We start from the raw sequence: 10,686 nt of genomic DNA on the forward strand, positions 1-10,686 counted from the left end.
CCGTTGCGGCCTACCCGAGCAGCTTGCGGATCCGCGCGTCGGAGACCTTCTCCGCGGTGCCGAGCTGCTGGGCCCAGAGCTGGACGCGGTACTCCTCGAGCATCCACCGCACCTGCCGCAGCCTCGGCCCCGGCGGCCGACCCTCGGGCAGCGCCGCGACCTGGTGCAGATAGGCGTCCTGGAGGGAGGAGATCCGGTCGTGGGTCGTGCGATCGGTGCGGAGGTCGGCATCGAGCTTGCGGCGGCGCTCGACGATGGCCTTCAGATAGGTCGGATACCGCCTGATCTGCTGCGCACCCGCCTCCGCGACGAACCCGCGGTGCACCAGCCGGGCGAGCTGGTCCTTCATGTCGGTCAGGGCGGGGAGCTGGAACATGTCGGCCCGGCCGGAGAGGGCCTTGTCGGTCTCGCGATTGGCCTCGAGCGCCCGCATCACGTCACCGAGGACCGCACGGACGGCCGCGGCCAGGTCGGCCGGCGCCCCCGCGGCGGCCAGCAGGGCGTCGTACGCCTGCGGCGTCCGCGGCAGCGGACGGGCATCGACGATCTGGCGGACGACGGCGGCGCGACAGTCCTCGACGATCTCGGCGGCGCTCGGATAGGGAGAGCCTGCCAGCGCGAGCTTCTCCATGGTGGACAGGCTGTTGACGACCTGTTTGCCGACATCAGGGAGGGCGAGCAGAAGCAGGCGTACGACCCCCAGCCGGTGGCGCGCCTCGGCCTCCTCCGCCGTCCCGGCGACCATGAGACCGACCGTCGTGCCCTCGTCGACCAGGCACGGGAAGACCGTGACCTCGTGGCCGGCACGCTTCTCGGTGACCGTGGTCTCGATCGCGCCGAAAACCCACGTCGTCTCGCCGGTGCGGGTGTGGCCGGCCGAGGCGGCGACCTCGGCGATCGCGGCCTCGAACTCGCCTTCGAGCGGGGCCTTGAGCGCGTCCAGATCCTTCCCCTTGGCCGTCTCGCGACCGTCCTCGCCGACGACCCGGTAGATCGGGCGCAGGTGCTCGGGCACCTTGGCCCAGTCCCACGCCTCGCGAGGGATGTGCACGCCCGCGGTCGAGCGCGCCCAGCGCTCCAGCGCGGTCAGCAGGGGCTCCTCCCCCGGCGGGGTCTCCTTCAGGAAGGCCCGCGCCTTGTCCGGGGCAGGTACGAAGCTGACCCGGAGCTGCTTGGGGAGCGACCGGATCAGCGCGGTCACCAGCTCCTCGCGCAGGCCAGGCACCAGCCAGGAGAAGTCGTCGGCGCGGACGCGGTTGAGCGTGGCGACGGGTACGTCGATGGTCAGCCCGTCGTCGGCCGTGCCCGGCTCGAAGTGGTAGCTCAGCGGGAACGTGAGCGGGCCACCGCCGGGGTTCTGCAGAGCCCACTCGGCCGGGAAGTCGCTCTCGCGGACCTCGCCGGCAGCCTCGTTGGTGAGCATCGACAGCTCGAAGGTGAGCAGGTCCGGCGTCTCCCGCCGGGCCTGCTTCCACCATTGGTCGAAGTGCGCCCCGGAGACGATGGAGGCCGGGAGCCGACGGTCGTAGAAGTCGAAGAGCGTGTGCTCGTCGACCACGATGTCGCGGCGCCGGGCGCGGTGCTCGAGCTCCTCCGCCTCTTCGACGAGCTTCGCGTTCTCACGGAGGAAGCGGTGGTTCGTACGCCACTCCCCGTAGACCAGGGCATGCCTGATGAACAGCTCCCGGCTCAGCTCGGGATCGATCTTGCCGAAGGCGACCGGACGGTCGGCGACCAGCGGCACGCCATAGAGGGTCACCTTCTCCCGCGCCATCACCGAGGCGCGCTTCTGGGACCAGTGCGGCTCGGAGTAGGTGCGCTTCACCAGGTCACGACCGAGCTGCTCGGCCCACTCCGGCTTGATCGCGGCGTTCTGCCGGGCCCAGAGACGGGAGGTCTCGACCAGCTCGGCGGACATCACGAACTGCGGGTTCTTCCGGTGCAGGGCCGAGCCGGGGAAGATCGCGAACTTCGCGCCGCGGGCGCCCTCGTACTCCCGTGGCCCCGGTCGCCGCTTCTCCCGTGCTCGCGCGGCCTCGGCCTTCTTGTCGCGCTCCTCCAGCGCACCGATGTGCGAGAGCAGCCCGGAGAGCAGCGCCTGGTGGATCCCGTCGGCGTCGTACGCAACCTTGTCCTCGCCGGCGTCGACTTCGACGACGTCGCGGTGTCCCTTGCCGAGGTCGATCTTCATCTCGCGGCAGACCTGACGCAGCTGCGACTCCAGGTCCTGCCACTCCCGGACGCGTACGTAGTGCAGGAACTCCCGCTTGCACAGCCGCCGGAACGCGCTCGAGGAGAGCTCGTGCTGCTGCTGCTTCAGATATCGCCACAGGTTGAGCCAGGTGAGGAAGTCGGAGGTCTCGTCCTTGAACCGCGCGTGCAGCTGGTCGGCCTGCGCCTGCTCCTTGGGGTGGTCCTGCCCGGGCCGCTCGCGCGGGTCCTGGAGCGAGAGCGCGGCGGCGACGACGATGACGTCGCGTACGCACCCGAGCCGCTCGGCCTCGAGCACCATCCGGGCCAGCCGCGGGTCGATCGGCAGCCTGGCCAGCCGCCGGCCCAGCTTCGTCAGCCGCTGCCCCCGCATCGCGCCGAGCTCCTCGAGAAGCTGTACGCCGGCGGTGATGTTGCGCCGGTCCGGCGCCTCCACGAACGGGAACCGGGCGATGTCCCCCAGCCCGAGGGACGCCATCTGCAGGATGACCGAGGCCAGGTTGGTGCGCAGGATCTCCGGGTCGGTGAACTCCGGTCGCCCGAGATAGTCCTCCTCGGAGTAGAGCCGGATCGCGATGCCGGCCTGGACCCGCCCCGTACGCCCCGACCGCTGATTGGCCGAGGCCTGCGAGATCGGCTCGATGGGCAGCCGCTGCACCTTGGTGCGGGCGGAGTAACGCGAGATGCGGGCGACACCGGTGTCGACGACGTACTTGATCCCGGGGACTGTCAGCGAGGTCTCGGCGACGTTGGTAGCGAGCACGATCCGGCGGCCGGTGTGGGGCGAGAAGACCCGGTGCTGATCGGCGGCCGACAGCCGGGAGAACAGCGGGACGATCTCGACCAGCCCCGTTCCGGAGCGCCCCTTGTTCAGCCCGAGCGCATCGCCCAGGGCGTCAGCCGCGTCCCGGATCTCCCGCTCGCCGGGCAGGAAGACGAGGACGTCACCCGGCCCCTCGGCCGAGAGCTCCTTGACCGCGTCGACGATGGCCTCGGTCTGGTCGCGGACGACGACCTCGCCCTCGCCATCCTTTTCGGGCCGAGTCTCCTCGGAGAACTCCATCAGCGGCCGGTAGCGGACCTCGACCGGGTAGGTGCGGCCGGAGACCTCGATGATCGGCGCCGGCTCACCGGAAGCATCGGCGAAGTGGGCGGCGAACCGCTCCGGGTCGATCGTCGCGGAGGTGATGATCAGCTTCAGGTCCGGTCGCCGCGGCAGCAGCCGGCGCAGATAGCCCAGCAGGAAGTCGATGTTCAGCGATCGCTCGTGGGCCTCGTCGATGATGATCGTGTCGTAGCGACGCAGGTCGCGGTCGCGCTGCAGCTCGGCGAGCAGGATGCCGTCGGTCATCAGCTTGATCCGGGAGGCTGCCGAGGACTTGTCCATGAACCGCACCTGGTAGCCCACGAGATCCCCGAGCTCGGTGCCGAGCTCCGAGGCGATCCGCTCCGCAACCGACCGGGCCGCGATCCGGCGCGGCTGGGTGTGCCCGATCAGTCCGGCAGACCCGCGCCCGAGCTCCAGGCAGATCTTGGGCAGCTGCGTCGTCTTTCCCGACCCCGTCTCGCCGGCGACGATCACGACCTGGTGGTCACGGATGGCCGCGGCGATGTCCTCGCGGCGCTGGGTGACCGGCAGCTCGGCAGGGTAGGTGATCGCGACGGCGGGGGCGGCGGTCTGGTCGGCATCGGACATGAGGTCACCCATTCTCCCCCGGCGTACCCCTCGACCGCACATCGGTTTCTCCTGTGCCACAGGCCGGGTTCCTTGGCTCATGCTGGCGGAGGAGGCTGGGTACTCCCCGTTCACCGAAGGAGTTGGCCCCATGACCGAGACCCCCGCCGACCAGATCTTCCCCGACACCCCCGCCCGGCCGCCGTTCGATCCGGAGCTCGTACCGGTCCTCGAGGCGGCACGGCAGGACGCGTCGCCCTTCTCTGCCGAGAACCTCGCGCTGATACGTCAGCTGAGCGCCGAGGGCCTGCCCGGCGTGGAGCCGGTGGACCTGAGCGTGGGTGGCGCGGTCAGGGTCGAGGAGCGTCAGGTCCCCGGTCCCGAGGGCGCGCCCGACATCACCCTGCTGATCCTGAGCCCCGCCGCCGACGGGCCGCCGCGGCCGGCGATCTATCACGTCCACGGAGGCGGAATGGTGATCGGCAACCGCCGGCTCGGCCTGGAGACCTTCCTCCCGTACGTCTCCGATGGCAGCGCCGTCGTCGTGTCGGTGGAGTACCGCCTCGCCCCGGAGCATCCCGACCCCGCACCCGTTGAGGACTGCTATGCCGGCTTGGTCTGGACCGCGAAGAACGCGGCCGATCTCGGTGTCGCCCCCGAGCGGATCATGATCGCGGGGACGAGCGCCGGTGGTGGTCTCGCTGCCGGCACGGCGCTGCTCGCCCGCGACCGGGCCTTCCCGATGCTGAGCCATCAGATCCTCATCTGCCCGATGCTCGACGACCGCTTCGAGACCCACAGCAGCCGCATGCTCGACGAGGAGGGGCTCTGGGACCGCAACGCCAACCTCTTCGGCTGGACCGCCCTGCTCGGCGACCGTCGCGGCGGCCCCGACGTCTCCCCGTACGCGGCACCAGCACGCGCCCAGGATCTCGCCGGCCTTCCTCGCACCTACATCGACACCGGCTCGGCGGAGACGTTCCGTGACGAGACGCTGACCTATGCGCGGCGGCTCTCGGAGGCCGGCGTCAGTGTCGACCTCCACATGTGGGGTGGCGGGTTCCACGGGTTCGACATGATGGCCGCCGACGCCGCCGTCTCCCGAGCCTCGATCGCGACCCGCGACGAGTTCGTCCGCAGAGCGCTCGCAGGCTGATCCGACGGTCGTGTCGGCGTCGTACTAGGCGAGCCTTGGTCCGGGCACCTAGATTATGTCCCCATGACCGGGGAGCCGAGCGAGATGGATGTCCAGGATGCGCTGCGCGTGCTCCGCGGAGAGGACGAGGCCCTGAACGAGCGGTCGGTACAGACCGTTCTCGACCTCCATCGATTGCGCGACGCGCTGACCCGGTTCGGCGACGAGGAGCCCTCCGGCGACACCAGACCGGCGCGGGACAGACTTCGATTCTGAGCCGAATTCGGCCAATGGGTGGGACGCCGAGTTACGAAGGTGATTTCAAGAGGGTTACCGTTGCTGATCGTGACCGAATCTCTAACAGTGCGTGACAACCGCACCGGGGTGGAGTACGACATCCCGATCACCGACGGCACCATCCGCGCCGCCGACCTGGGGAAGATCAAGGCCGCTGACCCGGCTTCCCAAGAAGAGGGCCCTGGCCTGGCGGTCTACGACCCGGGCTTCGTCAACACCGCCTCATGCCGATCTTCCGTCACCTATATCGACGGTGACAAGGGCGTGCTCGAGTATCGGGGCTACCCGATCGAGCAGCTGGCGGAGAAGTCGAGCTTCCTCGAGGTCTCCTATCTCCTGGTCCACGGCGCGCTGCCGACCAAGGAGGAGTACGACGCGTGGGTGCACGAGATCACCTTCCACACGTTCGTGCACGAGAACATCAAGGAGTTCATGCAGGGCTTCCGCTATGACGCCCACCCGATGGGCATGCTCATGGCGTCGGTCGGTGCGATGTCGACGTTCTACCCGGACGCCGCCAACATCTCCGACCCCGACAACCGTCGCCTGCAGATCATCCGGCTGATCGCCAAGATGCCGACGCTGGGCGCGTGGGCGTTCCGGCACGCCCAGGGCAAGCCGTACGTCTACCCCGACAACGACCTGTCCTACACCGGCAACTTCCTCTCGATGCTCTTCAAGATGAGCGAGAGCAAGTACGCCTCGGACGACCGCATCGAGAAGGCGCTCGACACGCTCTTCATCCTGCACGCCGACCACGAGCAGAACGCCTCCGCCAACGCGGTCCGCAGCGTGGGCTCGACCCAGGTCGACCCCTACTCCTCGGTCGCCGCCGGCGTCGGCGCCCTCTTCGGCCCGCTCCACGGTGGCGCCAACGAGGCAGTGCTCCGGATGCTGCGCCGCATCGGCAAGGTCGAGAACATCCCCGCCTTCATCGAGGGAGTCAAGGCCGGAAACGAGCGGCTGATGGGCTTCGGCCACCGGGTCTACAAGAACTACGACCCGCGCGCGACGATCATCAAGCAGCAGGCGCTCAACGTCTTCGAGGTCACCGGCACCAACCCGTTGCTCAACATCGCGATGGAGCTGGAGAAGATCGCCCTCGAGGACGAGTACTTCGTCAGCCGCAAGCTCTACCCCAACGTCGACTTCTACTCCGGCCTGATCTACGAGGCCCTGGAGTTCCCGCCGGAGATGTTCACCGTGCTGTTCGCCATCGGGCGTACGCCGGGCTGGCTCTCCCAGTGGCTGGAGCTCGTCCAGGACAAGGAGCAGAAGATCGCCCGTCCGAAGCAGATCTACACCGGCGAGCGCGGTCTCAACTTCGTCCCGCGCGACGTGCGCTGGGCGTGAGCGCTTAGCCAGGCTCGAGTCGGCGCAAACGGACCGGAGCGAAGCGAGGACCGTATTGCGCCGACTCGAGACGGGCAGCGCGAAGGAGCAACATGGGTAGCGTGGATGGGGTCGTCTGGGATTTCGGGAACGTCCTGATCCGCTGGGACCCGCTCCCGGCGATCGCGGCGGGCGTCGGGGACGCCGACGCCCGCGCGTTCCTGGAGTCCTACGACTTCTGGTCGTGGAACCACGTCCAGGACGCCGGCCGCACCTGGGCCCAGGCACTCGCCGTCCTCGAGGGCGACGCGCCCCAGTGGCTCAGCGCCGGAGCGGCGTACGTCGACCACTTCCCGCTCTCCTTGCTGGGCCCGGTCCCCGGCACCCATGAGCTGGTCCGCGAGCTCGCCGCCGCCGGCGTCCCACAGGTCGGCCTGACCAACTGGTCGGCCGAGCTCTATCCGCATGCTCCCGCGACGTACGACGTGATCGAGCTGCTCCGCGACGTCGTCGTCTCCGGGCAGGAGAGACTGGCCAAGCCCGACCCGGCGATCTACCGGCTCGTCGCCGAGCGCGCCGGCATCCCGCTGGATCGGCTGGTCTTCATCGACGACAGCGTCGCCAACGTCGCCGCCGCCGCGGCTCTGGGCATGCAGGCGTTCCAGTTCATCGGAGCCGAGCAGCTCCGCAGGGACCTGCTCTCCCTGGGCCTTCCTCTCTAGACGGTCTGGTCGGCACGCTCGAGGCGGCGTACGCCGGCGAAGGAGAACGACATCAGGGCGGACCCGGAGATCACCGCTGCGACGATGAGCAGCCACGGGTCGAAACCGACCGCGAGCGCGACCGGGCCGACGAGCGCGAGACCGATGGGGCGGGCGATGAACGAGCCGACGATGTCGAAGGAGTAGACCCGGGAGAGCTTGTCCTCGGGGATCTCCTGCTGGATCGCGATCTGCCAGAAGATGTCGAAGACCTGCAGGCCGAACCCGTGCAGGAAGGCTCCGATGAGGATCGGCCAGAGCGTGTCGGAGACGGCCATCGCGACCGGGAAGAGGCCGGTCATCGCGAGGAAGAAGACGCCGACGGAGAGCAGCCGGCGCGGGCGGAACTTCAGGCAGAACAGGCCGCCGACGAAGAAGCCCGCCATCAGCGCGGCCAGCGCGAAGCCCCACGACGCCCGGCCGATCCCCTCGCCGACGACGATCGGACCGAGCACGCTGTGGGCCCCGGACCAGAACAGGTGGTAGAGCAGCGCCTGCAGGATCAGGAACCACAGCCACGAGTGCCGCATCACCTCGCGGAAGCCCTCGGCGAGCTCCCCCAGCATCGAGGCCTTGCGGGGCGGGCGCTCGTGGGGCACCCGCATCCCGGCGTAGGCGATGGCGGCGACGGCGAAGGTGAGCGCGTCGACCGTGATCGCCCAGCCAGGGCCGACCACCGCGACGAGCACACCGCCGAGGGCGTAGCCGACGGTCGAGGCGGTGGTCTGCAGCAGCGACCGGACCGAGACGGCAGCGCCGAGCTCGTCGGCCGGTACGACGACCTTGGTCATCGCCATCGCCGAGGGCTGGTTGAGCGCGGCGACGATGCCGGCTAGGCCGCCCATCACCGCGATCGAGGGAATGGTGGCGACCCCCAGGATCACCGTCGCGGCGAGCGCTCCGGTGACGACGGCGCTGATCGCCGCCGTGCCCTCCATCATCAGCTTGCGCGAGACCCGGTCACCGAGAACGCCCCCGGCCAGCGTGGTCACCACCTGGCAGGTCGCGAAGATCGCCTCCACGATCCCGAGCTGGGTGACCGTCCCGCCGAGGTCGAGCACCGCGAAGGCCAGCGCCACCGGGGTGATCGCGTTGCCCAGCGACGAGGACGCCGTCCCGGTCACGAGCCGGCGGAAGTTGCGATGCCTCAGCGGCGAACGACGCTTGGTCGCAGGTTCGGTGGGGGCGGGCATGCCGGGAAACTTACTTCGCTGGCGAACTATTCGCCAACGAATTACCCGGTAGGGTCGAACCATGTCCGACCTGCAACCCGCCGAGACGCCCGGCGACGACCTCGTGGAGGACGGGGCCGACCGTCACGTGAACCGTTGGCGCGACCACTGGATCGACATCGACTTCGACGACGAGATCGAGGCGATCACGGTGCGGATCGGGACCATCGCGAAGTTCTTCGACGATGCCCGCGCGGCGGCGGCGAGCGAGGTCGGGCTAGCCGACTTCGAGTACAAGACGCTCCACATGCTGATGATTCGAGACACTCCGGGCCACGCCTCGCCCACGGCGCTCGCCAAGGACCTCGACATCAGTCCGGCCGGAATGACGGGACGGCTCGACAGCATGGAGAAGGCCGGGTGGCTGCGGCGTACGGCGTCGGTCGAGGACCGCCGAAAGATCAGCGTCGAGGCGACCAAGGCCGGCATCGAGATCTGGCGCCGGGCGATGGACCTGCGCGGTGAGGCCGAGACCAGGCTGCTGGAGGGCCTGAGTCCGGAGCGGCGTACGGACCTGGCGGAGCTGCTCAAGCAGGTGACCCTGCGGATCGAAGGCCACTAGACGGCATCGAGAGGAGTCGTTCCTCTCTTCGGCACCACATAGCCGCGTCTCAGCCGGCTCACAGGGACGCTGGTCAGACTCGATCACATGACCGACATCCCTTCTCCGCAGCCGAGTGGGACCCCGCCTCAGTGGACTCCCCCGGCTCCCGCCGGAACCGACCAGCCGTCCGCCCAGCCTCCCGCCGGCCCGTACGCACCCCCGCCGTCTCAGACCGCTGTCATGCCGAGCATGCCCGGCTCGCCCAGCACCCCCTGGGCGCCCGGGCCACCCGCCAAGAAGCGCGGCGCCCGCCGAGCCGGTCTCGTCGCCGCGGTCCTCGCTGGAGCGCTGGTGGCAGGTGGCACCGCCGGCGTCGGCGGTGCGGCGATCTACGACGCCCTCGCCGGTGACGGCATCGGCGGCGGGGCGAACACCCCGGCCACCTCGCAGGTCGTCGACGCGAAGCTCCCCGAGGGCAGCATCGAGAAGGTCTCGGCCAAGGTGCTCCCCTCCGTGGTGAAGATCGAGGTCGCTTCCCAGCAGGGCTCCGGCTCGGGCTCGGGGGTCGTCATCTCCTCCGACGGCACGATCCTGACCAACCACCACGTGGTCGAGCAGGCCGCCAACGGCGGCACCGTGACCGTCGACTTCAACGACGGTACGTCGGCCTCCGCCGAGGTCCTCGGCACCGACCCGCTCACCGATACCGCTGTGATCAAGGCCAGCGGCGTCTCCGGCCTGACCCCGATCACGATGGGCAAGTCCGAGAACCTCAGCGTCGGCCAGAGCGTCGTGGCGATCGGCTCCCCGTTCGGTCTCGACCAGACGGTGACCACCGGCATCGTCAGTGCGCTCGACCGCCCGGTCAACGTCGGCGTCGACCAGAGCGGTGCGGCGACCGTCTACCCCGCAGTGCAGACCGACGCGGCGATCAACCCGGGCAACTCCGGCGGGGCGCTCGTCGACCTCAACGGGAACCTCGTCGGCATCAACGCCTCGATCCGCTCCACCTCTGGTGGAGGCGGCCAGGACGCGGGCTCGATCGGCATCGGGTTCGCCATCCCGATCGACGAGATCCGTCCTATCGTCGAGCAGCTCGAGAAGGGCGAGCAGGCCACCCACGCGCAGTTCGGCATCTCGGTCTCCGACCCCCCCGCGGCTCAGAGCGGCCAGACCTCGGTCACCGGGGCGCAGGTCCAGGAGGTCGGCGCGGGCAGCACCGCCGAGAAGGCGGGCCTCGAGAAGGGCGACGTCATCACGAAGGTCGACGACCACACCATCACCGGCTCGGACTCGCTGGTGGCGACCGTCCGCTCCTACCGCCCCGCAGATGAGGTCGAAGTGACCTGGTCCCGCAACGGCAAGGAGCAAACCGCAAAGGTAACGCTGGACTCCGATGCCAAATGATCCGCCGTGTGCTGCCAGGAGTGCGCTATAGCGCACCCTTGGCAGCACACCGCCGGGGTAGGCGGCGTTTGGCACTCCAAGTAGTCGCAGGT

Annotated in this window: 8 protein-coding genes; 6 read left to right on the plus strand and 2 right to left on the minus strand. The window is 69.4% G+C overall.

The genetic code is table 11. The features are described 5' to 3' along the window. Window positions 1–10: 10 nt before the first annotated feature. Window positions 11–3,907, minus strand: coding sequence for an ATP-dependent RNA helicase HrpA (gene hrpA / locus H5T77_RS15650; protein WP_292650756.1), 3,897 nt, complete (start codon window positions 3,905–3,907; stop codon window positions 11–13). 130 nt (window positions 3,908–4,037) lie between these two features. Here hrpA and H5T77_RS15655 point away from each other — a divergent pair, with 130 nt between their 5' ends. The 4 genes from H5T77_RS15655 to H5T77_RS15670 all read left to right on the plus strand — a co-directional run bounded on the left by H5T77_RS15655 (window position 4,038) and on the right by H5T77_RS15670 (window position 7,372). Next, a complete protein-coding gene (locus tag H5T77_RS15655) occupies window positions 4,038–5,042 on the plus strand; it encodes an alpha/beta hydrolase (protein ID WP_292650758.1) in 1,005 nt (334 codons plus the stop codon). Window positions 5,043–5,105: 63 nt separating this feature from the next. Continuing rightward, window positions 5,106–5,297 carry a hypothetical protein gene (locus tag H5T77_RS15660; protein WP_292650759.1) on the plus strand — a complete coding sequence of 64 codons (192 nt, stop codon included), beginning with the start codon at window positions 5,106–5,108 and terminating at the stop codon, window positions 5,295–5,297. A gap of 69 nt (window positions 5,298–5,366) precedes the next feature. Next, window positions 5,367–6,671, plus strand: a complete 1,305-nt coding sequence (locus H5T77_RS15665; protein ID WP_292650761.1) for a citrate synthase — start codon at window positions 5,367–5,369, stop codon at window positions 6,669–6,671. 92 nt (window positions 6,672–6,763) lie between these two features. After that, entirely contained in the window at window positions 6,764–7,372 is a 609-nt protein-coding gene (locus H5T77_RS15670; RefSeq protein ID WP_292650763.1) for an HAD-IA family hydrolase, read from the plus strand. Here H5T77_RS15670 and H5T77_RS15675 read toward each other — a convergent pair. Beyond that, window positions 7,369–8,604 carry an MFS transporter gene (locus H5T77_RS15675; RefSeq protein ID WP_292650765.1) on the minus strand — a complete coding sequence of 412 codons (1,236 nt, stop codon included), beginning with the start codon at window positions 8,602–8,604 and terminating at the stop codon, window positions 7,369–7,371. The genes H5T77_RS15670 and H5T77_RS15675 overlap by 4 nt on opposite strands. Window positions 8,605–8,665: 61 nt before the next feature. On the opposite strand from H5T77_RS15675, the gene H5T77_RS15680 reads away from it, so the two are divergent. Both H5T77_RS15680 and H5T77_RS15685 read left to right on the plus strand, forming a co-directional pair. Further along, complete coding sequence (locus H5T77_RS15680; protein ID WP_292650767.1) at window positions 8,666–9,205, plus strand: MarR family winged helix-turn-helix transcriptional regulator; 540 nt, start codon at window positions 8,666–8,668, stop codon at window positions 9,203–9,205. Window positions 9,206–9,292: 87 nt separating this feature from the next. Further along, on the plus strand, window positions 9,293–10,594 hold the full coding sequence (locus tag H5T77_RS15685; RefSeq protein WP_292650769.1) for a S1C family serine protease: 1,302 nt from the start codon (window positions 9,293–9,295) through the stop codon (window positions 10,592–10,594). Window positions 10,595–10,686 lie beyond the last annotated feature (92 nt).

The organism is Nocardioides sp. (assembly GCF_014360585.1).
GTDB lineage: Bacteria > Actinomycetota > Actinomycetes > Propionibacteriales > Nocardioidaceae > Nocardioides.

Coding starts and splice junctions, on each gene's coding strand:
- hrpA (WP_292650756.1), bottom strand. CDS start 3,907: ATGTCCGATGCCGACCAGACCGCCGCCCCCGCCGTCGCGATCACCTAC.
- H5T77_RS15655 (WP_292650758.1), top strand. CDS start 4,038: ATGACCGAGACCCCCGCCGACCAGATCTTCCCCGACACCCCCGCCCGG.
- H5T77_RS15660 (WP_292650759.1), top strand. CDS start 5,106: ATGACCGGGGAGCCGAGCGAGATGGATGTCCAGGATGCGCTGCGCGTG.
- H5T77_RS15670 (WP_292650763.1), top strand. CDS start 6,764: ATGGGTAGCGTGGATGGGGTCGTCTGGGATTTCGGGAACGTCCTGATC.
- H5T77_RS15675 (WP_292650765.1), bottom strand. CDS start 8,604: ATGCCCGCCCCCACCGAACCTGCGACCAAGCGTCGTTCGCCGCTGAGG.
- H5T77_RS15680 (WP_292650767.1), top strand. CDS start 8,666: ATGTCCGACCTGCAACCCGCCGAGACGCCCGGCGACGACCTCGTGGAG.
- H5T77_RS15685 (WP_292650769.1), top strand. CDS start 9,293: ATGACCGACATCCCTTCTCCGCAGCCGAGTGGGACCCCGCCTCAGTGG.